The 25,572-nt window shown below is 65.0% G+C and carries 18 protein-coding genes and 4 tRNA genes; 18 read left to right on the top strand and 4 right to left on the bottom strand.

Going from position 1 to position 25,572, the window contains the following annotated elements; genetic code table 11:
* Positions 1 to 48 precede the first annotated feature (48 nt).
* The gene (locus AT699_RS30555; RefSeq protein ID WP_020925801.1) at positions 49 to 1,059 is read right to left on the bottom strand and encodes an ABC transporter substrate-binding protein; all 1,011 of its coding nucleotides are present in this window, start codon (positions 1,057 to 1,059) and stop codon (positions 49 to 51) included.
* Positions 1,060 to 1,273: 214 nt separating this feature from the next.
* Here AT699_RS30555 and hisN point away from each other — a divergent pair, with 214 nt between their 5' ends.
* The 17 genes from hisN (at position 1,274) to rpoC (ending at position 20,087) form a co-directional block, all read left to right on the top strand.
* On the top strand, positions 1,274 to 2,080 hold the full coding sequence (hisN, locus tag AT699_RS30550) for a histidinol-phosphatase (RefSeq protein ID WP_024070794.1): 807 nt from the start codon (positions 1,274 to 1,276) through the stop codon (positions 2,078 to 2,080).
* 64 nt (positions 2,081 to 2,144) lie between these two features.
* On the top strand, positions 2,145 to 3,530 hold the full coding sequence (locus AT699_RS30545) for a glutamine synthetase family protein (RefSeq protein WP_058207546.1): 1,386 nt from the start codon (positions 2,145 to 2,147) through the stop codon (positions 3,528 to 3,530).
* Positions 3,531 to 3,573: 43 nt separating this feature from the next.
* The gene (locus tag AT699_RS30540; protein WP_024070792.1) at positions 3,574 to 4,965 is read left to right on the top strand and encodes an aldehyde dehydrogenase family protein; all 1,392 of its coding nucleotides are present in this window, start codon (positions 3,574 to 3,576) and stop codon (positions 4,963 to 4,965) included.
* A 20-nt stretch (positions 4,966 to 4,985) separates the two neighbouring features.
* Complete coding sequence (locus AT699_RS30535; protein WP_024070791.1) at positions 4,986 to 6,149, top strand: iron-containing alcohol dehydrogenase; 1,164 nt, start codon at positions 4,986 to 4,988, stop codon at positions 6,147 to 6,149.
* A gap of 113 nt (positions 6,150 to 6,262) precedes the next feature.
* Positions 6,263 to 6,349 (top strand) — tRNA-Tyr (locus tag AT699_RS30530).
* A gap of 150 nt (positions 6,350 to 6,499) precedes the next feature.
* Positions 6,500 to 6,573: transfer RNA gene (locus AT699_RS30525), tRNA-Gly, on the top strand.
* A gap of 12 nt (positions 6,574 to 6,585) precedes the next feature.
* Positions 6,586 to 6,660, top strand: a tRNA-Thr gene (locus AT699_RS30520).
* 68 nt (positions 6,661 to 6,728) lie between these two features.
* Complete coding sequence (gene tuf / locus AT699_RS30515; RefSeq protein WP_024070790.1) at positions 6,729 to 7,919, top strand: elongation factor Tu; 1,191 nt, start codon at positions 6,729 to 6,731, stop codon at positions 7,917 to 7,919.
* Between the two features lie 151 nt (positions 7,920 to 8,070).
* A tRNA-Trp gene (locus AT699_RS30510) sits at positions 8,071 to 8,146 on the top strand.
* Positions 8,147 to 8,210: 64 nt separating this feature from the next.
* Entirely contained in the window at positions 8,211 to 8,591 is a 381-nt protein-coding gene (secE, locus tag AT699_RS30505) for a preprotein translocase subunit SecE (protein ID WP_006389585.1), read from the top strand.
* A 9-nt stretch (positions 8,592 to 8,600) separates the two neighbouring features.
* Entirely contained in the window at positions 8,601 to 9,134 is a 534-nt protein-coding gene (nusG, locus tag AT699_RS30500) for a transcription termination/antitermination protein NusG (RefSeq protein ID WP_006389586.1), read from the top strand.
* Positions 9,135 to 9,195: 61 nt separating this feature from the next.
* On the top strand, positions 9,196 to 9,627 hold the full coding sequence (gene rplK, locus AT699_RS30495) for a 50S ribosomal protein L11 (protein ID WP_006389587.1): 432 nt from the start codon (positions 9,196 to 9,198) through the stop codon (positions 9,625 to 9,627).
* A 2-nt stretch (positions 9,628 to 9,629) separates the two neighbouring features.
* Entirely contained in the window at positions 9,630 to 10,331 is a 702-nt protein-coding gene (rplA, locus tag AT699_RS30490) for a 50S ribosomal protein L1 (protein ID WP_024070788.1), read from the top strand.
* Positions 10,332 to 10,580: 249 nt separating this feature from the next.
* Positions 10,581 to 11,105, top strand: coding sequence for a 50S ribosomal protein L10 (rplJ, locus tag AT699_RS30485; RefSeq protein WP_006389589.1), 525 nt, complete (start codon positions 10,581 to 10,583; stop codon positions 11,103 to 11,105).
* 81 nt (positions 11,106 to 11,186) lie between these two features.
* Complete coding sequence (rplL, locus tag AT699_RS30480) at positions 11,187 to 11,567, top strand: 50S ribosomal protein L7/L12 (RefSeq protein ID WP_006389590.1); 381 nt, start codon at positions 11,187 to 11,189, stop codon at positions 11,565 to 11,567.
* Positions 11,568 to 11,730: 163 nt separating this feature from the next.
* On the top strand, positions 11,731 to 15,843 hold the full coding sequence (gene rpoB, locus AT699_RS30475; RefSeq protein ID WP_006389591.1) for a DNA-directed RNA polymerase subunit beta: 4,113 nt from the start codon (positions 11,731 to 11,733) through the stop codon (positions 15,841 to 15,843).
* Entirely contained in the window at positions 15,843 to 20,087 is a 4,245-nt protein-coding gene (gene rpoC, locus AT699_RS30470) for a DNA-directed RNA polymerase subunit beta' (RefSeq protein ID WP_006389592.1), read from the top strand. The genes rpoB and rpoC overlap by 1 nt, the downstream gene beginning before the upstream one ends.
* A 111-nt stretch (positions 20,088 to 20,198) precedes the next feature.
* Here the strand turns inward: rpoC and AT699_RS30465 are convergent, their stop codons facing one another.
* Positions 20,199 to 20,594, bottom strand: coding sequence for a TssQ family T6SS-associated lipoprotein (locus tag AT699_RS30465; RefSeq protein ID WP_006389593.1), 396 nt, complete (start codon positions 20,592 to 20,594; stop codon positions 20,199 to 20,201).
* A gap of 156 nt (positions 20,595 to 20,750) precedes the next feature.
* Here AT699_RS30465 and AT699_RS30460 point away from each other — a divergent pair, with 156 nt between their 5' ends.
* A complete protein-coding gene (locus AT699_RS30460) occupies positions 20,751 to 22,079 on the top strand; it encodes a serine/threonine-protein kinase (protein WP_024070787.1) in 1,329 nt (442 codons plus the stop codon).
* Positions 22,080 to 22,104: 25 nt separating this feature from the next.
* Here the strand turns inward: AT699_RS30460 and AT699_RS30455 are convergent, their stop codons facing one another.
* Both AT699_RS30455 and AT699_RS30450 read right to left on the bottom strand, forming a co-directional pair.
* Positions 22,105 to 24,429, bottom strand: coding sequence for a CHASE2 domain-containing protein (locus tag AT699_RS30455; protein ID WP_020925812.1), 2,325 nt, complete (start codon positions 24,427 to 24,429; stop codon positions 22,105 to 22,107).
* Between the two features lie 5 nt (positions 24,430 to 24,434).
* On the bottom strand, positions 24,435 to 25,544 hold the full coding sequence (locus AT699_RS30450) for a FecR domain-containing protein (protein ID WP_024070786.1): 1,110 nt from the start codon (positions 25,542 to 25,544) through the stop codon (positions 24,435 to 24,437).
* Between the last annotated feature and the right edge of the window lie 28 nt (positions 25,545 to 25,572).

Genomic DNA, 25,572 nt, shown 5'->3' with positions numbered 1-25,572 from the left:
CGCTCCAGGCGGTGGCGTGGCGGCCGGCGGCGCCGGCCGCGCGCGCCGTCAGCGTTTGATGGTGTCCTGCCAGGTCTTGATGGTGGCGTCGCGTTCCGCCGCCGATTTCTGGAAGTCCACCGGATACAGCACGGCGGTCAGGTCCTTGGGCAAGCCTGCGGCTTCGGCCGCCTTGTTGGGGGCGGCGCCGGGAATCGTCACCAGCTCTTTGTACTTGCTGTACAGCCCGCCGGCCTGCGCCGACAGCGTCCAGTCGAGGAAGCGCTTGGCGTCCGCGGGATTCTTGGCGGTCTTCATCAGGCCCGAGGCTTCCAGCTCATAGCCCACCCATTTCGACGGGATCACCATCTTCACCGGAAAGCCTTCCTCGATCGATTGCATCGCCGGGAACGCGAACGACACGCCGATCGCATACTCGCCGGCGCGCGCCATCTTGCAGGGGCGCGACCCCGACGGCGTGTACTGCGCCACGTTCTTGTCCAGGTCCTTGAGCAGCGCCCAGCCTTTCTCGGCGCCCAGGCCCTGCAGCAGCGCGACGATCTGCAGATAACCGGTGCCGGATGCCGCCGGACTGGGGATGACGATCTCGCCCTTGTAGACCGGCTTGGTCAGGTCTTCCCACGAGGTCGGCATCGGCAGGTTCCTGGACTTGAGCCGGTCGGTGTTGACACAGAACGCGGCCACGTAGCCGGTGGCGGCGAACCATTTGTTGTCGGCGGCCTTGTATTGCGCGGGCAGGGCTTCGATGCCCTTAGCCGCATACGGTTCCAGCAGCTTCTGCAGGCGCGGATCCAGCATGTTGCTGACCGCGAAGCCCCAGATCACGTCCTGCTGCGGATTGCCGGCCTCGGCGATCAGGCGAGCGCCCAGGTCGCCGGTGGACAGGCGCAGCACATTGACCTTCACGTCGGGCAGGGCGGCGTTGGCGGCCTTCAGGTAGGCGGCAATCTCGTCTTCCTCCAGCGCCGTGTAGACGGTGATCGCGCCGGCGTGGACGGCCTGGGCAAAACCTAGGGAAATTACTGCAACCACAAGACCAAGCTTCTTCTTACATTGCATGATGGGACTCCGGAAAGGAATACACGGCAACGGCGATGAGCTGCTTTTCTGCGGACGGCGACCTGCGGGCGGGGCGGTAGGGTTGCGCGAGGAAACGTTGCGTTTCCCGGGTTGCGTTTTTAGGTATATTTGCAAATTTGTGGCAACGTGTCTAGACTGGAAAAACCCGAATCGCATGGGTCTTTCCGCGCCGCGTTACGCCTCGGAGCTCGTCATGCAAACTTCGCCGCTGCCCACCGCGCAGCAATTGGCCGCGTTTTCCTCGTTCGCCCAGACGCTGGCGGACCAGGTCCGGCCCCTGTCGCGCCAGTGGTTCCGCCACCCCCTGATGGTGGAGACCAAGGCGGATGAAAGTCCCGTCACCCGCGCCGACCGCGAGGTCGAGCAAGCGCTGCGCGAAGCCATCGCCCGCCAGTATCCGGATCACGGCATCTTCGGCGAGGAATACGGCGCCAGCCATGCCGGGGCCGAGTGGGTGTGGTCGCTCGACCCCATCGACGGCACCCGCGCGTTCATTTCCGGCAATCCCCTGTGGGGCACGCTGCTGGGCCTGCTGCACCGCGGCCGCCCGGTGCTGGGCCTGATCGACATTCCCATGATGGCCGAGCGCTGGCTCGGCGCCGCCGGTTCGCCCGCGCGCCTGAATGGCGAGCCCTGCCGCACCCGTCAATGCACCGAACTGGACCAGGCGATTCTCTACGCCACCTCGCCCGACATCTTCGAAGGCGCCGATCTGGCCGCATTCGACGCGCTGGCGCGCTCGGTGCGCATGCGCCGCTATGGCGGCGATTGCTACAGCTATGGCCTGCTGGCCAGCGGCCACGTCGACCTGGTGGTCGAGGCCGGCCTGCAGCCGTATGACTACCTGGCGCTGATGCCCGTGATCGAAGGCGCGGGCGGCGTCATTACCGATTGGTCGGGGCAGCCGTTAGGCCTCGCGTCGCAGGGCCGCGTGATCGCGGCCGCCACGCCGCAGCTGCATCGCGAGGCGATGCGGATGCTGGGGGCGGCCGTGACCTGAAACACCGCGCCCCGCGACCCCGCACGTCAACGCAACGCTTCAGCCACGACAAGGTGAACGAGCCATGCATGCACTAGGGGTAGCAACGGTGGAAGACGCGGAGCGGCTGGTCCAGGCCAGCACGCTCTCGCATATCAAGATCGGCCTGTCCGACGTCGATGGCGTCATGCTGGGCAAGTACGTCAGGCGCGACAAATTCCTGGCCGCGCTGCGCGGCGGGCTGGCTTTCTGCGACGTGGTGTTCGGCTGGGACCTGGACGACCAGCTCTACGACAACACCAAGTACACCGGCTGGCACACGGCCTATCCCGATGCCAAGCTGCGCATCGTGCCCAGCACCTGCCGCCGGCTGCCGCTGGAGCAGGGGCCCGGCGGCGAGGACATGCTGCTGTTCCTGGCCGAGTTCGAAGGCTCCGCGGCCGACATCTGCCCGCGCCGCCTGCTGCATCGCACGCTGGATCGCGCCGCCGGCATGGGCTTCGAGGTCTACGCCGCGCTCGAATACGAGTTTTTCATGTTCCGCGAGACGCCGCACTCGGTGCGCGCCAAGCACTACCGCGACATGGAGAACTGGACCCCCGGCAACTTCGGCTACTCGGTGCTGCGCAGCACCGTGCAGGGCGATTTCTATCGCAAGCTGCTCGACATGTGCGAGCGCATGGACATGCCGATCGAAGGCCTGCATACCGAGACCGGTCCCGGCGTGCTGGAGGCGGCCATCGCGGTCGATCAGGCCGCCGCCGCCGGCGACAAGGCCTTCCTCTTCAAGACCTTCACCAAGGCGCTGGCGCAGCAGAACGGCCTGATGGCCACCTTCATGGCGAAGTGGTCGCACGAGCATCCCGGCCAGAGCGGCCACATCCACCTGTCGCTACGCGACCGCACCAGCGGCCGCTCGGCCTTCTACGACGAGTCGCGCCCGCACGGCATGAGCGCGACGCAGGCCGCCTTCATGGCCGGCGTGCAACGCTACCTGCCCGAATTCATGGCGCTGTACGCGCAGACCATCAACAGCTATTCGCGCCTGGTGCCGGGTTACTGGGCGCCGCTGGACGCCACCTGGGGCATGGAGAACCGCACCACCGCGCTGCGCCTCATCCCGGGCAGCGACAAGTCGCAGCGCGTCGAGGTGCGCATCGGCTCGGCCGACGCCAATCCCTATCTGGCGCTGTCCGCCGCGTTGGCCTCTGGCCTGCATGGCATCGAGCAGGGCCTGGAACCCGAACCAATGGTGCAGGGCAACGCCTACACGCAGCAGTTTCCCGACCGCCTGCACCTGCCCACCACGTTGTGGGAAGCGGCGCAGCGCCTGCGCCAGTCCGAAGCCGCGCGCGAGCTGTTCGGCGATGCCTTCGTCGAGCACTATGCCGCCACGCGCGAATGGGAAGAACGCCAGTTCCGCCGTCACGTCACCGATTGGGAATTGGCTCGCTATTTCGAGATCATCTGAACGCCGCCGCTTCATCTTTTCACCACGCATGCACAGGGTCGCCATGACGCAGGAACTCATCACCATCAGTCCCATCGACGGCCGCGAAGTCGTGCGCCGCCCCTACGCCAGCGAGGCGCAGGTCGCGCAGGCGCTGGCCGACGCGCAGGCCGCGCAGGGCGCGTGGCACGCGCTCGGCATCGAGCAGCGCGGCCGCATCCTGTCCGATGCGGTGACGCGCTTCGTCGCCGGCAAGGCCGAGATCGCGCGCGCCATCACGATCCAGATGGGCCGCCCCTCGCGCTACACGCCTGGCGAAGTGGATGGCTTCGAGGCGCGCGCGCGCCACATGATCGGCATCGCCGCCGAAGCGCTGGCGCCGATCCAGGTGCCCGAGATCGCGGGCTTCACGCGCTTCATCAGCCGCGAGCCGATCGGCGTGGCGTTGACGATCGCGCCTTGGAACTATCCGCTGCTGACGGCCGTGAACAGCATCGTGCCGGCGCTGATGGCCGGCAACACTGTCATCCTCAAGCACTCCGACCAGACCCCGCTGTGCGCCGAGCTCATCGGCCGCGCTTTCAGCGAGGCCGGCGTGCCGCATGGCGTGTTCCAGTACCTGCACGCGAACCACGACATCGCGCAGCGGCTGATCCGCGCGCCCGAGATCGGCTATGTCTCCTTCACCGGTTCGGTGCGCGGCGGCCAGAGCGTGGAGCAGGCCGCCGCCGGCCGCTTCATCGGCGTGGGCCTGGAGCTGGGCGGCAACGACCCCGCGTATGTGCGCGCCGACGCCAACCTGGCGCACGCGGTCGAGACGCTGGTGGATGGCGCCTTCTTCAATTCCGGCCAGTCCTGCTGCGGCATTCAGCGCATCTACGTGGCGCGCGACCGCTACCAGGATTTCATCGACCGCGCCGCGGCGCTGACCGGCGAATACGTGCTGGGCGACCCCTTGCAGCCAGACACCACGCTCGGCCCGGTGGTGCGCACGCGCGCGGCCGACGAGGTGCGCGAAGTGATCGCCGAAGCCGAATCGCGCGGCGCCCGCAACCTGGTCGATGCCACGCGTTTCGTCGCCGCGCGCGCCGGCACGCCGTACGTGGCGCCGGCACTGCTGACGCAGGTGGATCACCGCATGCGCGTGATGAACGATGAATGCTTCGGCCCCGTGGTCGGCGTGATGCCGGTCGACAGCGACGAAGAGGCCGTCGCTTTGATGAACGACAGCCCCTACGGCCTGACCGCCGCCATCCTCACGCAGGATGAAGAGGCCGCATTGCATCTCGGCCGCCAGTTGCGCACGGGCACCGTCTTCATGAACCGCTGCGACTACCTCGATCCCGCGCTGGCGTGGACCGGCGTCAAGCAAACCGGCCGCGGCGTTTCGCTGTCGCGCGTCGGCTACGAACAGCTCACCCAAGCCAAATCCTTCCATCTGCGCCGCAACGCCTGAGCGCGCGACCAGGAGCCGACATGACCGTCCCCAGCGTCAACTGGAACTATCCCACCGCCATCAAGGCGGGCCCCGGCCGCATCAAGGAGTTGCCCGACTGGTGCCGCGAACTCGGCATGGCGCGCCCCTTGTTGGTCACCGATCCCGGCCTGGCCGCGCTGCCCATGATCGCCGATGCGGTGCGCGGCTGCCGCCAGGCCGGACTCGAATGCGGCCTGTTCCACGAAGTGAAGGGCAACCCCACCGGCAGGAACGTGGACGACGGCGTGGCGCGCTATCGCGAAGGCCGCCACGATGGCGTCATCGCGTTCGGCGGCGGCTCGGCGCTGGACGCGGCCAAGGCCATCGCGTTGATGGCCGGCCAGAAGCGTCCGCTGTGGGACTTCGAAGACGTGGGCGACAACTACCTGCGCGTGAACGTGGCCGGCATGGCGCCAGTCGTCGCGGTGCCAACCACCGCGGGCACGGGCTCGGAAGTGGGGCGCGCCTCCGTCATCACCGACGAGGCGGCGCAGGTCAAGCGCATCATCTTCCACGCGCGCATGCTGCCCGCCATCGTCATCCTCGACCCCGAGCTCACCGTCGGCCTGCCGCCGCGCATCACCGCCGCGACCGGCATGGACGCGCTGTCGCACAACCTCGAAGCCTACTGTTCGCCGTTCTTCCATCCGATGGCCGCCGGCATCGCGCTGGAAGGCATGCGCATGATCAAGGAATACCTGCCGCGGGCCGTGGCCGATGGCGCCGACCTGCAGGCGCGCCAGCAGATGCTGGTGGCCTCCAGCATGGGCGCCACCGCGTTCCAGCGCGGCCTGGGCGCGATGCACGCGCTGGCGCATCCGCTGGGGGCGCTGTACGACGCCCATCATGGCATGCTCAACGCCATCCTCATGCCCTACGTGCTCAAGGCCAACCAGCACGCGGTGGCGCCGCGGCTGCAGGCGCTGGCGCGCTATCTGGCACTGCCGGATGACGGCCCCGGCGCCGTGCTCGACTGGGTGCTGGGCCTGCGCGAGACCGTCGGCATCCCGCACACCCTGGCCGACATCGGCATCGACGACGCGCAAGCCGAGCGGGTAGGGCGCATGGCCAGCGAGGATCCATCGGGCGGCACCAACCCCGTCGCCTACACGCCAGACCAGTACGCCGAACTTTTTCGTGCAGCCGTTCGCGGAATCTTGTAAGCTTCGCCCCCTCTGCGCGGAAACGCGGCAGGCAGAACGAAAGTTTTGAATATTTTTCGTCCCAGGCGTTTGACAGCGGATTTGAAAGTGTTCATAATCTCAAGTTCTCCGCTGGAGGGGTGCCCGAGTGGTTAAAGGGGGCAGACTGTAAATCTGTTGGCCTTGCGCCTACGTTGGTTCGAATCCAACCTCCTCCACCAGAGACCCAAACCTGAATCCAGGCGATGTTTGCCTGGATTTTAAAATGTAGGCCTAGTGAACTGGGCGGCCTTCGCAACGAAGGTGGCTGGTTCTCCAGGGCCTTAGTTTTGAAAGTCTGGGATAGATAGTGAGGTGGTGAAAGGACAGCCGCGGGTGTAGCTCAATGGTAGAGCAGAAGCCTTCCAAGCTTACGACGAGGGTTCGATTCCCTTCACCCGCTCCAAGCAGTACACATGCCCATGTGGCTCAGTGGTAGAGCACTCCCTTGGTAAGGGAGAGGTCGCGCGTTCGATCCGCGCCATGGGCACCACAAATTCCAAAGTCTTTTCTTCAGTCAGCAGCTTCAGTCAAAAGCGCAATCCAGGTCAGGAGTCAGCCATGGCAAAAGGCAAGTTTGAACGTACCAAGCCGCACGTGAACGTGGGTACGATTGGTCACGTTGACCACGGCAAAACGACGTTGACGGCGGCGATCACGACCGTTCTGTCGACCAAGTTCGGTGGCGAAGCCAAGGGCTACGACCAGATCGACGCGGCACCTGAAGAAAAGGCACGCGGCATCACGATCAACACGGCCCACGTCGAGTACGAAACAGAAACGCGCCACTACGCGCACGTTGACTGCCCGGGCCACGCTGACTACGTCAAGAACATGATCACGGGCGCCGCCCAGATGGACGGCGCGATCCTGGTCGTGTCGGCCGCTGACGGCCCGATGCCGCAAACGCGTGAACACATCCTGCTGAGCCGCCAGGTTGGCGTGCCGTACATCATCGTCTTCCTGAACAAGGCCGACATGGTTGACGACGCCGAGCTGCTCGAGCTGGTGGAAATGGAAGTTCGCGAACTGCTGAGCAAGTACGACTTCCCGGGCGACGACACCCCGATCGTGAAGGGTTCGGCCAAGCTGGCGCTGGAAGGCGACAAGGGCGAACTGGGCGAGCAAGCGATCCTGTCGCTGGCCCAAGCCCTGGACACGTACATCCCGACGCCCGAGCGTGCCGTTGACGGCGCGTTCCTGATGCCGGTCGAAGACGTGTTCTCGATCTCGGGTCGCGGCACCGTGGTGACCGGCCGTATCGAGCGCGGCATCATCAAGGTCGGCGAAGAAATCGAAATCGTCGGTATCACCCCGACGGTCAAGACGACCTGCACCGGCGTGGAAATGTTCCGCAAGCTGCTGGACCAAGGTCAAGCCGGCGACAACGTGGGCATCCTGCTGCGCGGCACCAAGCGTGAAGACGTCCAGCGCGGCCAGGTTCTGGCCAAGCCGGGCTCGATCACCCCGCACACGGACTTCACCTCCGAGGTGTACATCCTGTCCAAGGAAGAAGGCGGCCGCCACACCCCGTTCTTCAACGGCTATCGTCCCCAGTTCTACTTCCGCACGACGGACGTGACCGGCACGATCGACCTGCCGGCCGACAAGGAAATGGTCCTGCCGGGCGACAACGTGACGATGACCGTCAAGCTGCTGGCCCCGATCGCCATGGAAGAAGGCCTGCGTTTCGCCATCCGTGAAGGCGGTCGTACCGTCGGCGCCGGCGTCGTCGCCAAGATCCTGAAGTAAGCAATACCCGGATGGGTAGAGTGGGCTCTCAAGCCCCTCTATCCATCTTTGCTGTAAAAGTAGTATGATGTTTGGTTCCGCAAGCCGCTACGCGTGGCGGCCTGGCTGGAACGGCGAAAGTGTAGTGCACGTGTAGTGATGTGTGAGTTTTAGGGGCATAGCTCAATTGGCAGAGCGTCGGTCTCCAAAACCGAAGGTTGTAGGTTCGATTCCTACTGCCCCTGCCACCGCCAGGATAAACCCGCGGGAGATCATCGCGAGTTACGCATTCACGGCGGCTCGCGTCGCAATATGTCTAATACCAGCGTAGAAACCGTAACCAGTACCGCCGACCGGGTCAAGCTCGGGCTGGCGGTTCTTGTCGTTATTGCTGGCATCGTCGGGTTTTCCGTGCTCAGCGCGCAACCGATGCCTGCCCGTATCGGCGTCTTTGTCGGCGGCCTCGTGATCGCAGCCGTGATCGCCTGGTTCAGCGAACCCGGCCGTCGCACCCTGAGCTTTGCCAGCGAGTCCTACAACGAAGTCAAGCGTGTGTCGTGGCCGACCCGCAAGGAAACGACCCAGATGACGGGCATCGTTTTCGCGTTCGTGGCGGTCATGGGCATTTTCATGTGGGTGCTCGACAAGGGCATCGAATGGATTCTCTACGGCCTGTTGTTGGGCTGGAAATAAGGACGGCGAATGAGTAAGCGTTGGTATGTCGTCCATGTGTACTCCGGCATGGAAAAAAGCGTACACAAGGCCCTGAACGAGCGCATCGAGCGCGCGGGCCTGCAAACGTCTTTCGGCCGCATTCTTGTGCCCTCCGAGGAAGTCGTCGAGGTCAAGGGTGGCCAGAAGTCGATCACCGAGCGCCGCATTTTCCCCGGTTATGTCCTGGTTGAAATGGACCTGACCGACGAAACGTGGCACCTGGTCAAGAACACCAACCGTGTCACCGGCTTTTTGGGTGGCTCGGGCAATCGTCCGACCCCGATTTCCGAAAAGGAAGTCGAAAAGATCCTCTCCCAGATGGAAGAAGGCGTCGAGAAACCCCGCCCCAAGATCCTGTTCGAAGTGGGCGAGATGGTTCGGGTCAAGGAAGGTCCGTTTGCGGACTTCAACGGCAACGTCGAAGAAGTCAACTACGAAAAGAGCAAGGTTCGCGTGTCTGTCACGATCTTCGGTCGTGCCACCCCCGTCGAACTGGATTTCAGCCAGGTCGAAAAGACCTGATTTCAACCCCCGGGGAGCCCTGGCCGCGCGCTAGGGCGATATAACCCGCAAGGAGCAAAGCATGGCGAAGAAGATCGTCGGCTTTATCAAGCTGCAAGTGCCGGCTGGTAAGGCTAACCCCTCCCCCCCGATTGGCCCGGCCCTGGGTCAGCGTGGCCTGAACATCATGGAATTCTGCAAGGCGTTCAACGCCAAGACCCAAGGCATGGAGCCTGGTCTGCCGATTCCGGTGGTGATCACCGCTTTCGCCGACAAGAGCTTCACCTTCATCATGAAGACCCCGCCCGCGACGGTCCTCATCAAGAAGGCCGCCGGCGTGCAAAAGGGTTCGTCCAAGCCGCATACCGACAAGGTCGGCACGCTGACCCGCGCGCAAGCTGAAGAAATCGCCAAGGCCAAGGGCCCCGATCTGACCGCCGCCGATCTGGACGCCGCCGTCCGCACGATCGCTGGCAGCGCCCGCAGCATGGGCATCACGGTTGAGGGGATCTAATCATGGCAAAACTGAGCAAGCGCGCCGCCGCCATTGCGCAAAAGATCGACCGCACCAAGCTGTACCCGGTCGCCGAAGCCCTGACCCTGGTCAAGGAAACCGCTGTCGCCAAGTTCAACGAATCGATTGACGTGGCCGTGCAGCTGGGCATCGACCCGAAGAAGTCGGACCAACTGGTCCGCGGCTCGGTCGTGCTGCCCGCCGGCACCGGCAAGACGGTCCGTGTCGCCGTGTTCGCCCAAGGCGACAAGGCCGAGGCCGCCAAGGCCGCCGGCGCTGACATCGTCGGCCTGGACGACCTGGCTGACCAGATCAAGGCCGGTCAGATGGACTTCGACGTGGTCATCGCCTCGCCCGACACGATGCGTGTCGTCGGCGCCCTGGGTCAGATCCTGGGCCCGCGTGGCCTGATGCCGAACCCGAAGGTCGGCACCGTGACCCCCGACGTCGCCACCGCCGTCAAGAACGCCAAGGCCGGTCAGGTTCAGTACCGCACCGACAAGGCCGGCATCATCCACGCCACGATCGGCCGCGCGTCGTTCGGCGTGGAACAGCTGCAAACCAACCTGGCCGCTCTGGTCGACGCCCTGCAAAAGGCTCGTCCCGCCGCTGCCAAGGGCATTTACCTGCGCAAGCTGGCCGTTTCGTCCACGATGGGCGGCGGTGCGCGCGTGGAAATTGCCTCGCTGTCGGCTACCAACTAAGCCAACAGCTGTAAACGTACTTTGGGCCGCATCCGGATTCCTCCGGATGCTGCTGTCAAAGACCGCTGGAGCAGGTCGGTGGAAGCACTATCCCGCCGCCCCGCTTAATCCCGAAGCTCGCAAAGTTCGGATCCAGCGTAGACGGCGTCCCCAGGAAGATTTCTTTACCCGAAGAACTCGACCAGGCGCCGCATTCGGTTGACGCGCAAGGCTCCGGCCCCAGGCGTCTTTTGATGGAGTGTTCAAACCGTGAGTCTCAATCGTCAAGAGAAAGCGGTGGTAATCGAGGAAGTCTCGGCCGAAGTGGCCAAGGCGCAATCGATTGTTATCGCCGAGTACCGTGGTCTGGACGTCGCCTCTGTCACCGTACTGCGCAAAACTGCGCGTGAATCGGGCGTGTATCTGCGTGTTCTGAAGAACTCGCTGGCCCGTCGTGCTGTTGCCGGCACGGCTTTCGAGCCGTTGGCCGAGCAACTGACCGGTCCGCTGATCTATGGCATCAGCGCTGATCCGGTTACGGCGGCCAAGGTCCTCGCAGGTTTCGCGAAAAGCAACGACAAGCTGGTCATCAAGGCGGGCGCTCTGCCCAACAGCCTGCTGAACCAAGAAGGCGTGAAGGCCCTGGCCACCATGCCCTCGCGCGAAGAGTTGCTGTCGAAACTGCTGGGCACCATGCAAGCCCCCATCGCGCAATTCGTGCGTACGCTCAACGAAGTTCCGACCAAGTTCGCCCGTGGCCTCGCCGCCGTGCGCGACCAGAAGGCCGCGGCTTAATCCCCGCCCTTCACGGAAATTCGCTGAACGACCGAGCGACACCCAAACCCTGGCATTACCCAATATTTGGAGTTCTTAAAAATGGCACTTAACAAAGCTGAAATCCTTGACGCCATCGCTGGCATGACCGTGCTCGAACTGTCCGAGCTGATCAAGGAAATGGAAGAGAAGTTCGGCGTGTCGGCTGCTGCCGCCGCTGTTGCTGTCGCTGCTCCCGCCGCTGGTGGCGCCGCCGCCGCTGCTGAAGAGCAGACCGAGTTCACCGTTGTCCTGGCTGAAGCCGGCGCCAACAAGGTTTCCGTCATCAAGGCCGTGCGCGAGCTGACCGGTCTGGGCCTGAAGGAAGCCAAGGACCTGGTCGACGGCGCTCCGAAGCCCGTCAAGGAAGGCGTTGCCAAGGCTGACGCCGAAGCCGCCAAGAAGAAGCTGGAAGAAGCTGGCGCCAAGGTCGAAGTCAAGTAAGACCTGCGTCAACTTGCCCGGGGACAGCGCAATTTGCCGTCCCCGGGCTTTTGCGTTTCCAGGAAACCCCTGCTGGGGTCATGCCCTTTCCAGAGGGGTTTCCTGGAGTCGTATCACCTGGGGCCGTGGTTGACGGCCCATGCAACCTCGAGTCGGAGTGCTCATGCCTTACTCGTACACCGAAAAAAAGCGCATCCGCAAAAGCTTCGCCAAGCGTGAAGACGTTCAAAACGTTCCCTTCCTTTTGGCGACTCAGCTTCAATCCTACCTAACTTTCCTGCAGGCGGATACCGCCCCGTCCGATCGCGTAGCCGACGGTTTGCAGGCGGCGTTTTCGTCGATTTTCCCGATCGTTAGTCACAACGGTATGGCGCGCTTGGAGTTCGTGAGCTATGTGCTCGGCGAACCGGTGTTCGATGTCAAGGAATGTCAGCAACGTGGCCTGACCTATGCCTCGCCCCTGCGAGCCAAGGTCCGCCTGGTGCTGCTTGACCGCGAAGTCAGCAAGCCCACCGTCAAGGAAGTGAAGGAACAGGAAGTCTACATGGGCGAGATTCCGCTCATGACCGGCACCGGTTCGTTCGTCATCAACGGCACCGAACGTGTCATCGTCTCGCAGCTGCACCGCTCGCCTGGCGTGTTCTTCGAGCACGACCGCGGCAAGACGCACAGCTCGGGCAAGCTGCTGTTCTCGGCCCGCGTGATTCCCTACCGCGGTTCGTGGCTGGATTTCGAATTCGACCCCAAGGACATCCTGTTCTTCCGCGTCGACCGTCGCCGCAAGATGCCTGTCACCATCCTGTGCAAGGCCATCGGCATGACGCCGGAATCGATCCTGGCCAACTTCTTCGACTTCGACAACTTCGAGTTGAAGAGCGAAGGCGCCATGATGGAATTCGTGCCCGAGCGCTGGAAGGGCGAAATGGCCCGCTTCGACATCGCGGACCGTTCGGGCAAGGTCATCGTCGAGAAAGACAAGCGTATCAACGCCAAGCACCTGCGCGACCTGGCTGCCGGCGGCATCCAGCGCATCTCCGTGCCGGAAGACTTCCTGTACGGCCGCGTGCTGGCCAAGAACATCGTTGACGCCGATACCGGCGAAGTCATCGCCAACGCCAACGACGAGATCACCGAAAGCGTGCTGGGCGCCCTGCGCGCCGCCAACGTGCACGACATCCAGACGCTCTACACGAACGACCTGGATCGCGGCCCGTACATTTCGCAAACGCTGCGCACCGATGAAACCGCCGACCAGATGGCCGCGCGCGTTGCCATCTACCGCATGATGCGTCCTGGTGAACCGCCCACCGAAGAAGCGGTGGAAGCGCTGTTCCAGCGCCTGTTCTACAGCGAAGAAACGTACGACCTGTCGCGCGTCGGTCGCATGAAGGTCAACAGCCGCCTGGGCCGTGGTGAGGACATCACCGGCCCGATGACGCTGACCAACGAAGACATCCTTGAAACCATCAAGGTGCTGGTCGAGCTGCGTAACGGCCGTGGCCAGATCGACGATATCGATCACCTGGGCAACCGCCGCGTGCGTTGCGTCGGCGAACTGGCCGAGAACCAGTTCCGCGCCGGCCTCGTGCGCGTCGAACGCGCCGTCAAGGAACGTCTGGGCCAGGCCGAGACCGAAAACCTGATGCCGCACGACCTGATCAACTCCAAGCCGATCTCGGCCGCCATCAAGGAGTTCTTCGGTTCGAGCCAGCTGTCGCAGTTCATGGACCAGACCAACCCGCTGTCGGAAATCACGCACAAGCGTCGTGTTTCGGCACTGGGCCCGGGCGGTCTGACCCGCGAGCGCGCCGGCTTCGAAGTGCGTGACGTGCACCCGACCCACTACGGCCGCGTCTGCCCGATCGAAACGCCGGAAGGCCCGAACATCGGCCTGATCAACTCCATGGCGCTGTACGCTCGCCTGAACGAGTACGGCTTCCTGGAAACGCCTTACCGCAAGATCGTCGACGGCCGCGTCAGCGACCAGATCGACTACCTGTCGGCCATCGAAGAAAGCCACTACGTCATCGCGCAGGCCAACGCCGCACTGGACGAGGAAGGCAAGTTCGTGGACGACCTGGTGGCTTGCCGTGAAGCCGGCGAAACCATGCTGACCGCCCCGGCCAACGTGCACTACATGGACGTGGCCCCGTCGCAGATCGTGTCGGTCGCCGCCTCGCTGATTCCGTTCCTGGAGCACGACGACGCGAACCGCGCGCTGATGGGCGCCAACATGCAACGTCAGGCCGTGCCTTGCCTGCGTCCGGAAAAGCCGGTCGTGGGCACGGGTATCGAGCGCACCGTGGCCGTTGACTCGGGCACCACCGTGCAGGCGCTGCGTGGCGGCCTGGTCGACCACGTCGACGCCGAACGCGTGGTGATCCGCGTGAACGACGAAGAAAACGTCGCCGGCGAAGTCGGTGTCGACATCTACAACCTGATCAAGTACACGCGTTCCAACCAGAACACGAACATCAACCAGCGTCCCATCGTCAAGCGTGGCGACCGTGTCGCCAAGGGTGACGTGCTGGCCGACGGCGCATCGACGGACCTGGGCGAACTCGCCCTGGGCCAGAACATGCTGATCGCGTTCATGCCCTGGAACGGCTACAACTTCGAAGACTCGATCCTGATCTCCGAAAAGGTCGTGGCCGATGACCGCTACACCTCGGTGCACATCGAGGAACTGACGGTTGTCGCTCGCGATACCAAGCTGGGTCCGGAAGAAATCACGCGCGACATCAGCAACCTGGCCGAGACGCAACTGAACCGCCTGGACGATTCGGGCATCACATACATCGGCGCCGAAGTCAGCGCCGACGACGTGCTGGTCGGCAAGGTCACGCCCAAGGGCGAAACCCAGCTGACGCCGGAAGAAAAGCTGCTGCGCGCCATCTTCGGTGAAAAGGCGTCCGACGTTAAGGACACCTCGCTGCGCGTGCCTTCGGGCATGACCGGCACCGTGATCGACGTGCAGGTGTTCACGCGCGAAGGCATCGTGCGCGACAAGCGCGCCCAGTCCATCATCGACGATGAACTGCGCCGCTATCGCCAGGACCTGAACGACCAGCTGCGCATCGTTGAAAACGACCAGTTCGACCGTATCGAGAAGATGCTGGTCGGCAAGACCGTCAACGGCGGCCCGCGCAAGCTGGCCAAGGGCGCCACGATCACCAAGGCTTACCTGGCTGATCTGGACCGCTGGCAGTGGTTCGACATCCGCCTGGCCGACGAGCCCCACGCCGTGGTGCTGGAGCAGGCCAAGGAATCGCTCGAGCAGAAGCGTCACCAGTTCGACCTGGCCTTCGAAGAGAAGCGCAAGAAGCTGACGCAGGGCGACGAGCTGCCCCCGGGCGTGCTGAAGATGATCAAGGTCTACCTGGCCGTGAAGCGTCGTCTGCAGCCTGGCGACAAGATGGCAGGCCGTCACGGCAACAAGGGCGTGGTCTCGCGCATCACCCCGGTGGAAGACATGCCGCACATGGCTGACGGCACGCCGGCCGACATCGTTCTGAACCCGCTGGGCGTGCCCTCGCGGATGAACGTGGGCCAGGTGCTGGAAGTGCACTTGGGCTGGGCTGCCAAGGGCGTGGGTCACCGCATCGCCGACATGCTGCGCGACGAGCGCACCGCGCAGGTCAAGAACGTCCGCGCTTACCTGGACAAGGTCTACAACACGACCGGCACCGGCGCGCGCATCGACGAGCTGACCGACGAAGAAGTCATGGAAATGGCCCAGAACCTCAAGAACGGCGTGCCGTTCGCGACGCCCGTCTTCGACGGCGCGACCGAAGAGGAAATCACCAAGATGCTGGAACTGGCCTATCCGGACGACGTCGCCAAGCGCATGGCGCTGACGCCCTCGCGCACGCAGGCGTGGCTGTACGACGGCCGCACCGGCGAGAAGTTCGAGCGTCCGGTCACCGTCGGCTACATGCACTACCTGAAGCTGCACCACTTGGTCGACGACAAGATGCACGCGCGTTCGACCGGCCCGTACTCGCTCGTGACCCAGCAGCCGCTGGGCGGCAAGGCGCAGTTCGGTGGCCAGCGTTTCGGGGAAATGGAAGTGTGGGCGCTGGAAGCCTACGGCGCCGCCTACACCCTGCAGGAAATGCTGACGGTGAAGTCCGACGACATCACCGGCCGCACCAAGGTATACGAAAACATCGTCAAGGGCGATCACGTCATCGATGCCGGCATGCCGGAATCGTTCAACGTGCTGGTCAAGGAAATCCGCTCGTTGGCCCTGGACATGGATTTGGAGCGTAACTAATGAAAGCGCTACTCGACCTCTTTAAGCAAGTCTCGCAAGACGAGCAATTCGATGCCATCAAGATCGGCATCGCCTCGCCCGAGAAGATCCGTTCGTGGTCCTACGGCGAAGTTCGCAAGCCCGAGACCATCAACTACCGCACGTTCAAGCCCGAGCGTGACGGTCTGTTCTGCTCCAAGATCTTCGGCCCGATCAAGGACTACGAGTGCCTGTGCGGCAAGTACAAGCGCCTGAAGCACCGTGGCGTGATCTGCGAGAAGTGCGGCGTTGAAGTTACCGTTGCCAAGGTTCGCCGTGAGCGCATGGGCCACATCGAGCTGGCCAGCCCCGTCGCGCACATCTGGTTCCTGAAGAGCCTGCCGTCGCGTCTGGGCATGGTGCTCGACATGACCCTGCGCGACATCGAACGCGTCCTGTACTTCGAAGCCTGGTGCGTGATCGAACCCGGCATGACGCCGCTCAAGCGCGGCCAGATCATGTCGGATGACGATTTCCTGGCCAAGACCGAGGAATACGGCGACGACTTCCGTGCCCTGATGGGCGCCGAAGCCGTGCGCGAACTGCTGCGCACCATCGACATCGACCGCGAAGTGGAAACGCTGCGCGGCGAACTGAAGGCCACCAGCTCGGAAGCCAAGATCAAGAAGATCTCCAAGCGCCTGAAGGTGCTGGAAGGCTTCCAGAAATCCGGCATCAAGGCCGAGTGGATGGTCATGGAAGTGCTGCCCGTGCTGCCGCCGGACCTGCGTCCGCTGGTGCCGCTGGACGGCGGCCGCTTCGCGACCTCCGACCTGAACGACCTGTACCGCCGCGTCATCAACCGCAACAACCGTCTGAAGCGCCTGCTGGAGCTGAAGGCCCCTGAAATCATCCTGCGCAACGAAAAGCGCATGCTGCAGGAAGCCGTCGACTCGCTGCTGGACAACGGTCGCCGCGGCAAGGCCATGACCGGCGCCAACAAGCGCCAGCTCAAGTCCCTGGCCGACATGATCAAGGGCAAGAGCGGTCGTTTCCGCCAGAACCTGCTGGGCAAGCGCGTCGACTACTCGGGCCGTTCGGTCATCGTGGTGGGTCCGCAGCTCAAGCTGCACCAGTGCGGCCTGCCCAAGCTGATGGCCCTGGAACTGTTCAAGCCGTTCATCTTCAATCGCCTGGAGATGATGGGCCTGGCCACGACCATCAAGGCCGCCAAGAAGCTGGTGGAAAGCCAGGAACCGGTGGTCTGGGACATCCTGGAAGAAGTCATCCGCGAACACCCGGTCATGCTGAACCGTGCGCCCACGCTGCACCGTTTGGGCATCCAGGCGTTCGAGCCGGTCCTGATCGAAGGCAAGGCCATCCAGCTGCACCCGCTGGTCTGCGCGGCGTTCAACGCCGACTTCGACGGTGACCAGATGGCCGTCCACGTGCCGCTGTCGCTGGAAGCCCAGCTCGAAGCGCGCACGCTGATGCTGGCTTCGAACAACGTGCTGTTCCCGGCCAACGGCGAACCGTCGATCGTGCCGTCCCAGGACATCGTGCTGGGTCTGTACTACACGACGCGCGAGCGCATCAACGGCAAGGGCGAAGGCATCTTCTTCACCGACGTCGCTGAAGTGCAACGCGCCTACGACAACGGCGAAGTGGAGCTGCAAAGCCGCATCACCGTGCGCCTGAAGGAACACGAGCGTGACGAGAATGGCGAATGGCAGCCGGTGATCCGCCGCCACGAAACCACCGTCGGCCGCGCGCTGCTGTCCGAGATCCTGCCCAAGGGCCTGCCCTTCACCGTCCTGAACAAGGCGCTGAAGAAGAAGGAAATCTCGCGCCTGATCAACCAGTCGTTCCGCCGCTGCGGCCTGCGCGACACGGTGATCTTCGCCGACAAGCTGATGCAGTCGGGCTTCCGCCTGGCCACCCGCGGCGGTATCTCGATCGCCATGGGCGACATGCTGATCCCGTCGGCCAAGGAAGGCATCCTGGCCGAAGCCAGCCGTGAAGTGAAGGAAATCGACAAGCAGTACTCGTCGGGTCTGGTCACGTCCCAGGAACGCTACAACAACGTGGTGGACATCTGGGGCAAGGCCGGCGACAAGGTCGGCAAGGCGATGATGGAACAGCTGGCCACCGAACCCGTGATCAACCGTCACGGCGAGGAAGTGCGCCAGGAGTCGTTCAACTCCATCTACATGATGGCTGACTCGGGCGCCCGCGGTTCGGCCGCCCAGATCCGCCAGCTGGCCGGCATGCGCGGCCTGATGGCCAAGCCGGACGGCTCGATCATCGAGACGCCCATTACCGCGAACTTCCGTGAAGGCCTGAACGTGCTTCAGTACTTCATCTCGACTCACGGCGCGCGTAAGGGTCTGGCCGACACGGCACTGAAGACCGCGAACTCGGGCTACCTGACCCGTCGTCTGGTCGACGTGACGCAGGACCTGGTGATCACCGAGGACGATTGCGGCACCTCGCAGGGCTACAACATGAAGGCCCTGGTGGAAGGCGGTGAAGTCATCGAGCCGCTGCGCGACCGTATCCTGGGCCGCGTGGCTGCCATCGACATCGTCAACCCGGACACGCAGGAAACGGCCATCACCGCCGGCACCCTGCTGGACGAAGACATGGTCGACATGATCGACCGCATCGGCGTGGATGAAGTCAAGGTCCGCACGCCGCTGACCTGCGAAACGCGCCACGGCCTGTGCGCGCACTGCTATGGCCGTGACCTCGGCCGTGGCACTTCGGTGAACCAGGGCGAAGCGGTCGGGGTCATCGCCGCCCAGTCCATCGGTGAACCGGGCACGCAGCTGACGATGCGTACGTTCCACATCGGTGGCGCGGCGTCGCGTTCGGCCCTGGCCAGCGCGGTGGAAACCAAGTCCAGCGGCGTGGTCGGCTTTGCCAGCACCATGCGCTACGTCACCAACGCCAAGGGCGAACGCGTCGCGATCTCGCGCTCGGGCGAACTGGCGATCTTCGACGACAACGGCCGCGAACGCGAACGCCACAAGATCCCGTACGGCGCGACCGTGCTGGTGGGCGACGGCGAGGCCGTGAAGGCCGGCGCGCGCCTGGCGACGTGGGATCCGCTGACCCGTCCGATCGTGTCGGAATACGGTGGCGCTGTCCGCTTCGAGAACATCGAAGAAGGCGTGACCGTGGCCAAGCAGGTGGACGAAGTCACCGGCCTGTCGACGCTCGTCGTCATCACGCCCAAGACCCGTGGCGGCAAGATCGTCATGCGTCCGCAGATCAAGCTGGTCAACGAGAACGGCGAAGACGTCAAGATCGCCGGCACCGATCACTCGGTGAACATCTCGTTCCCGGTCGGCGCGCTGATCACTGTGCGTGATGGCCAGCAGGTTGCCGTGGGCGAAGTCCTGGCGCGTATTCCGCAGGAATCGCAAAAGACCCGCGACATTACCGGCGGTCTGCCGCGCGTGGCCGAACTGTTCGAAGCCCGTTCGCCCAAGGATGCCGGCATGCTCGCCGACGTCACCGGCACGGTCTCGTTCGGCAAGGACACCAAGGGCAAGCAGCGCCTGGTCATCACCGACCTGGAAGGCGTCAGCCACGAGTTCCTGATTCCGAAGGAAAAGCAGGTGCTGGTGCACGACGGCCAGGTGGTGAACAAGGGCGAAATGATCGTGGACGGCCCGGCCGATCCCCACGACATCCTGCGCCTGCAGGGCATCGAGAAGCTGGCGACCTACATCGTCGACGAAGTGCAGGACGTGTACCGTCTGCAGGGCGTGAAGATCAACGACAAGCACATCGAAGTGATTGTTCGTCAGATGCTGCGCCGTGTGAACATCGTCGATGCGGGCGATACCGAGTTCATCCCGGGCGAGCAGGTCGAGCGCTCCGAGCTGTTGAACGAGAACGACCGCGTCAACGCTGAAGACAAGCGTCCGGCCACCTACGAAAACGTGCTGCTGGGTATCACCAAGGCCTCGCTGTCGACCGACTCGTTCATCTCGGCCGCCTCGTTCCAGGAAACCACGCGTGTCCTGACCGAAGCCGCCATCATGGGCAAGCGCGACGACCTGCGTGGCCTGAAGGAAAACGTCATCGTCGGCCGCCTGATCCCGGCCGGTACCGGCCTGGCGTACCACCATGCCCGCAAGGACAAGGAAGCCCTGGAGGCCGCGGAACGCGAAGCCGCCCGCCAGCTGGCCAACCCGTTCGAAGACTCGCCGGTCACGGTGGGCTCGGACGCCGATGTCCCGTCGTCCGACCTGGGCAGCGAGGACGCCGCCGAATAAGGGCGACGTCCGGTGCACCCCCCGCGCAGGTCCGGCGGGGGAGGCCAGAAGCAAAAAGGCCGCTGATTCGCATCAGCGGCCTTTTTTTTGCCCGCGCGGGCCATGGCGGCGCTATTTGGCGGCCTGGCTCTTGGCGCGCTGGAACACCGGACCCCAGACCGGATGGCCGGCCTCGTTGGGCGCCAGTTCGAAGTTGGGATCGATCTGCAGGATGCGGCTGAAGCTGTCCTCGCACAACTGCGCGTAGCGGCTGACGCAATAGCTGAACGCCTGCAGCTTGTAGGCCTCGATGCGCACGGCCTTGCTGGACGCGGCCAGCTCATCGGAACGGGCGACGCCGCGGATCACTTCACCGTAGTGGCCGGCGCTGTACTGGTCGCGCACCTGTTGTAGCTGCTCCAGCGCTTGCGGCGTGGGCGCGCGGTCGGGGGCGCTGGCGGGCAGGCCGGCACAGCCGGCCAGCACAAACGAGGATCCGAGCACATTGCAGAGAAGGCGAATTTTCATAGGCTTTCAGCGAAGGGAGGAATTTGGCGATACGCTATCGTGCCACAGCCTGATGCGCTCGGACATTTTCGGCAATGTCCTTGCGTAACGGATTGGATAATATTCCGCCTATCAGCCGTTAACCCGTTTTCGCGCCCGTTGCGCAGTATTTTGAATATGTCTTCATCCGCCGGCCTGCATACGCCGCGCAGCCCTTTCTCAGGCGCCGCGCCGCTTGCCCTGCGCCCCTTGAGCGCCATCGCCGCCAGCGCGGCGGGCGGGGTGCCGGAGGCGCGCATCAAGCGGCTGCTGTCGGACCTGCTGCCCTCCCTGATGGGCCTGCATGCGCAGGGCGAAATATGTGGCGACATTTCGCTCGATACCGTCGGCATGGACGAAGGCGCGCGTGCTCACCTGCTGCCGGAATTGGCATTGCCGCGATCGCGCCGGACCGGGTTGACGCCGATCCCGGGCTTCGCGCCGTTCGAGCTGTATACGGACTCCGCCGAATGGCCGCGCGGTCCCTGGACCGACGTCTATGCGCTCTGTGCGGTGATGCACGCGCTGGTGATCGGCCTGCGGCCACCACCCGCGCCGGAACGCCGCGCCACCGACAGTTATGAGCCGTTGCTGTCCCTTGGCCTGACGAAGTACAGCCCGGCCTTTCTTGGCGCGATCGATCGCGGCCTGGCCATGCTGCCGGCCGATCGGCCGCAGACCCTGGCCGAGCTGGCCGCCATGCTCGACATCCCGGCCTATGCCGAGGCCGCGCCCGTCGCCCGCGAAGCGTCCCGGGCCGATGTCGCCGCGCCGGTCGCGCCTGCGGCACAAGAGGTGCGCAAGCCGCGCAATGCCGGCCGGCCGTTGCTGGTGCTGTTGCTCTTGGTGGCGCTGATCGGGGTGGGTATCTATGCCTGGGTCCGCCTGGGTATCGGAACGACGAATTCGCTCATCACCCGGTCCGAAGTGGTACAGCCCAATCCGCCTGCCGTGCCGCCCGTGCCGACCACGGCGCCGGCCGACCCGCCGGCTTCAACGGCGGCGCCAGCTTCGACGCCGGCGCCCCAGCCCGCGCCGCCTGTCCCGGTGGCAGGCACGGCGCAGGGCAGCGCGCCAGAGGCGGCCCCCACAGGTGAACGTGGGGCCGCGGCCGCGACGTCCGCCGAGGCGCCGGTTGGCTCAGCCCCGCCAGCCCCGGCCAGTCCCGCCATGCCCACCGAGCCAGCCGCCGCCGCCACGGCGCCGATCCCGGAAGCCGCCGCGCCGGCGCAGGACGAAGCACCCAAGCCCAAGCCGGTTCCCGTGCTGGTCCGCCTCGATATCCGGCCCTGGGGCGAGGTATGGATCAATGGCGTGGCCCGCGGCATCAGTCCGCCGGTCAAGGAACTGCGATTGATTCCCGGCAAGTATCAGGTGGTGCTGCGCAATGCCGATCTGCCGCCATACCGGACCACGCTGGAAGTCAGGCCGGGCAAGCCTGCCGTCATTTCCCACGTCTTTGAATAGCGCCCGGGGCGGGGCGCCCTTGGCCTCAAGTCGCCGGCGCGTCCTCGGGCGCAACGGGCAACCGCAGCGTGAACACCGAACCTTTGCCGGCTTCGCTGGTGACTTCGACCTCGCCGCCATGGCGTTGCGCCACCGTGCGCACGAAGGCCAGTCCCAGGCCCGCTCCGCCGACGTCGCCACGCGAGGCCACCCCCACGCGTGAAAACGGCTCGAACAATCGCGCCAGGTCGTGTGCCGCGATGCCTTGCCCCTGGTCGCGCACGTGGATCCGCCAGAATCCCGCCGCCTGGTCGATGGCGCATTCGATGCGCGTCCCGGCCGGGCTGTACTTGATGGCGTTGTCGATCAGGTTGCACAGGGCCCGCATCAGCAGTGTCTGGTCGCCGCGCGCATAGGCGGCGGGCAGCGGCGCAGCCACCTCCAGCCGGATGCCGCGCTTGTGCGCCGCCGCCCAGAACTCGTCGACGCCGTCCTGCAGCAGGCTGCCCAGGTCCAGCTCCACCGCGTTGATGGCCATCGACTCGGCCCGCGTCAAATGCACGAAATCATCGACCAGGTGCAGCGTGCGGTTGGCCAGCGCGGCGATCCGGGTAAGCGTTTCATCCCCGCCATCCGTTGTCCCGCCGTCCTGCTTCATCTCCACCAGCGCCAGGATCGAACTCTGCGGCGCCCGCATGTCATGCGAGATGAAGCGCAGCGTTTCCTCGCGCTGGCGCTCGGCCTGGCGGATGCCGGAGATATCGGTCAACGTGGCGACGGTGCCGGCGAAATTCCCTTCGGCCGTATGGATCGGCGCGCATTTCAGGATCAGGTCGCGGCCGGCGTGATCGCGCACCTCCAGATCGGCAGTCCAGGGGGATTGCTCGGCGATCGGTCCCTGGCCGCTCAGTACTTGGGCGACGCGCTGGCGTGTCGATTCGTCGCCGATGGTCTTCTCGAGCAGGTGGACCGCCGGGTGCCCGACCCGCGGTGGCCGCATGCCCAGCCGCTGGAAATACATCACCGCTGCCTGGTTGCGGAATTGCATGCGGCCATCCTGGTCGAACACCAGCGTGGCGTCGGGCATGCCGTCCAGGCCGTCGGCCAGGAACCGCCGCAGGTTGCGCACGCGCGCGAGCGCGCGCCGCAATTCACCGACCCGGCTTTCGAGCGATGCGCTGGGGCCGCCGGATTGCGCCCGCGCTTCGTTAAGCACCGGCGGGTATTCGCGCTGCAGCCGGCGCAGTTCGTTGTCCATGTAGCGCAGCGCGGCTTCCTGGCTGCGCCAGCTCCACAGCGGGTAGCACAACGCCACGCCCACCAGCGCGGCGGTGGGCGCGAACCACAGATAGGTGTGGCCCAGCAGCAACAGGCTGACGAGCAGCACCAGGGCGAGCAGGGCGATGTTCACCAACAGCGCCAGGTTGGGCGACAAGCGCCATAGCGCCAGGCACGCCAGCAGCACGGGCAGGGCCGAATACAGCGCGTTCAGCCACGGGGCGGGCGGCTGGAAGGCGATGTCGTCGTTGGCCGCCTGCAGCAAATTGGCGATGATCTCCACGCCCGGCATGCCACTGACCTCGTGGGATACCGGCGTGGTGTACGCGTCGCCCAGGCCGGTGGCCCAAGCGCCCACCAGCACGTATTTGCCGCGCAGCTGCTCCGCTGGCACGTCGCCGCGCAGGACCGATAGATAGGACACGGCGCGGGTATGCGCCGCCGGGCCCGCATACGGAATCAGGATGCTGCCGTCCGCCCGGGCGCGCCGTAGCAGGCGTTGCGCCAGGTCCGCCTGCCCGCCCACGTCCAGCATGGTCAGCGCGAAATGCTGCCAGCGCTGGCCGGCGAAACGCGCCGTCAGGACCGCTGATCGCAGCACGCCATCGGCATCGAGGTTGGCGTTGATGAAGCCGCTGCCGGCTGCCGCCTGGGCCAGGGCGGGGATGGGGGCGCTGATCGACGTGGGATAGATCAGCCGGTCCAGTACCACCGGCAGCACCGTGCGGCCATTGCGCCGGATACTGTCGGCAAGGATGACGTCGTCACCGGGGTAGGTGGTGTCGGGTTCGGCGAAGATCAGGTCCAGTCCCACCGCGCGCGCGCCTTGCAGCCGGTCCAGCAGCGCCGCATGCACCGCCCGGCGCCAGGGCCAGCGCCCCAGCGCGTCGATGCTGCTGTCGTCGATCGCCACGATTACGATGTCGGGCGAGATATCGCGCCCCGTCAAGGCGACGGCGCGGTCATACAGGATCTGGTCGACGCGCCCCAGTCCATTGAACCAGCCGAGCAACGCCGCCAGCAGCGCCAGCGCCACCGTCAACCACAGGCCTGATCGCGAGGTCCGGTCGATGGGATCGGTGGCGTCTGGCATGGGCCCTAGTACTCGGTCAGGGTCACCAGTCCGCCGGTGCCGGTGGCGACCCCGAGGCCGCTGCTGGTCATGAGCTGGTTCACCCCGGTGAAAGTGGCCATGGCGTCGCGGCCGCCCAGGCCCAGTTCATCGACCGCGCGCACCGTCACGTAGAAGGTGCCCGGACCGGGGGCGCTGAAGCGGATGTCGGCAGTGGGAAAGCGGGTCGAGGACACCAGCTGCGTGCCATCGGCATCGCGCGCGACGCGCACCAGGTAGCTTTGCGCGCCGGGCACCGGTTCGAATGCGCTGGTCCAGGCGCCGCCGCCGGCACGCACGGGTTGGCCGAGTTGTGGCGCGGCCAGCAACTGCCGCACGCCCGAGACGTTGCCGTCCGCGCCGATGGCTGCGCCATAGCCCTTGGCCACCGACACGGGTTGCGCCGGCGCGGCGCCGGGCGCATGCGGCTGCAGCCGCACACTGCCTTCCAGCACTTCGCTGTGGACACCATGGCTGCCGCTTTGCACGCGAAAGCGCGTGCCGCGCACTCCCGTGACGGCGACCGGCGTGCGCACTTCGAAACGGCCTACACCCTGGCCGGCTGGCGCGACACTCGATTCGACGCTGCCGCGCTCGACATGGATGACTGAATCGGTCAGGTTGGTGCCTTCGAACTGGCGCAGGCGCGTCAATTCGACCGCGCCGTCGGCCGGCAGCGTGAGCTTGGAGCCGTCGGCCAATTCCAGCGTCACGAAACCATTGGGCGCGGTCACGACCTTGCTGCCTTCGCTCACGCTCGCGCCGGGTTTGAGCGACTGTCCGTCGATGTTCGCCTGGCCACTGACATGCACCACGCGCGCGTCGGCGGCGCGTTCGGGGATCATCGACAACGGGATGCGCAGCTCCAGGCCGATGGGCAGGCGCTCGGGCGTGGTGACGCTGTTGAGCGTCTGCAGCGGACTCCAGTTGGCCTGATTGCGCGTGTAGGTGGAAGCGATGTCGATCAGCGTGTCGCCTTGGCGCACGCGATAGATGAAATTGTCTCCCAGCGCGCCAGCGGGCTGGCCATGCGAGGAAGTGGCGAGCAGCAGGCCGGAAAGCAGGGCAAGCAAAGAAAGCGCGCGGCAGCGGCTCATGACTTTCAAATCTCCAGGTAATGCCGCC

The organism is Achromobacter xylosoxidans (assembly GCF_001457475.1).
GTDB classification, from domain to species: Bacteria; Pseudomonadota; Gammaproteobacteria; order Burkholderiales; family Burkholderiaceae_B; genus Achromobacter; species Achromobacter xylosoxidans.
This window is presented reverse-complemented; position numbering and strand designations above follow the sequence as displayed.

Bases quoted from the DNA above. Each gene is read 5' to 3' on its own strand.
- AT699_RS30555 (WP_020925801.1), bottom strand. From the start codon at position 1,059: ATGCAATGTAAGAAGAAGCTTGGTCTTGTGGTTGCAGTAATTTCCCTA.
- hisN (WP_024070794.1), top strand. From the start codon at position 1,274: ATGCAAACTTCGCCGCTGCCCACCGCGCAGCAATTGGCCGCGTTTTCC.
- AT699_RS30545 (WP_058207546.1), top strand. From the start codon at position 2,145: ATGCATGCACTAGGGGTAGCAACGGTGGAAGACGCGGAGCGGCTGGTC.
- AT699_RS30540 (WP_024070792.1), top strand. From the start codon at position 3,574: ATGACGCAGGAACTCATCACCATCAGTCCCATCGACGGCCGCGAAGTC.
- AT699_RS30535 (WP_024070791.1), top strand. From the start codon at position 4,986: ATGACCGTCCCCAGCGTCAACTGGAACTATCCCACCGCCATCAAGGCG.
- tuf (WP_024070790.1), top strand. From the start codon at position 6,729: ATGGCAAAAGGCAAGTTTGAACGTACCAAGCCGCACGTGAACGTGGGT.
- secE (WP_006389585.1), top strand. From the start codon at position 8,211: ATGTCTAATACCAGCGTAGAAACCGTAACCAGTACCGCCGACCGGGTC.
- nusG (WP_006389586.1), top strand. From the start codon at position 8,601: ATGAGTAAGCGTTGGTATGTCGTCCATGTGTACTCCGGCATGGAAAAA.
- rplK (WP_006389587.1), top strand. From the start codon at position 9,196: ATGGCGAAGAAGATCGTCGGCTTTATCAAGCTGCAAGTGCCGGCTGGT.
- rplA (WP_024070788.1), top strand. From the start codon at position 9,630: ATGGCAAAACTGAGCAAGCGCGCCGCCGCCATTGCGCAAAAGATCGAC.
- rplL (WP_006389590.1), top strand. From the start codon at position 11,187: ATGGCACTTAACAAAGCTGAAATCCTTGACGCCATCGCTGGCATGACC.
- rpoB (WP_006389591.1), top strand. From the start codon at position 11,731: ATGCCTTACTCGTACACCGAAAAAAAGCGCATCCGCAAAAGCTTCGCC.
- rpoC (WP_006389592.1), top strand. From the start codon at position 15,843: ATGAAAGCGCTACTCGACCTCTTTAAGCAAGTCTCGCAAGACGAGCAA.
- AT699_RS30465 (WP_006389593.1), bottom strand. From the start codon at position 20,594: ATGAAAATTCGCCTTCTCTGCAATGTGCTCGGATCCTCGTTTGTGCTG.
- AT699_RS30460 (WP_024070787.1), top strand. From the start codon at position 20,751: ATGTCTTCATCCGCCGGCCTGCATACGCCGCGCAGCCCTTTCTCAGGC.
- AT699_RS30455 (WP_020925812.1), bottom strand. From the start codon at position 24,429: ATGCCAGACGCCACCGATCCCATCGACCGGACCTCGCGATCAGGCCTG.
- AT699_RS30450 (WP_024070786.1), bottom strand. From the start codon at position 25,544: ATGAGCCGCTGCCGCGCGCTTTCTTTGCTTGCCCTGCTTTCCGGCCTG.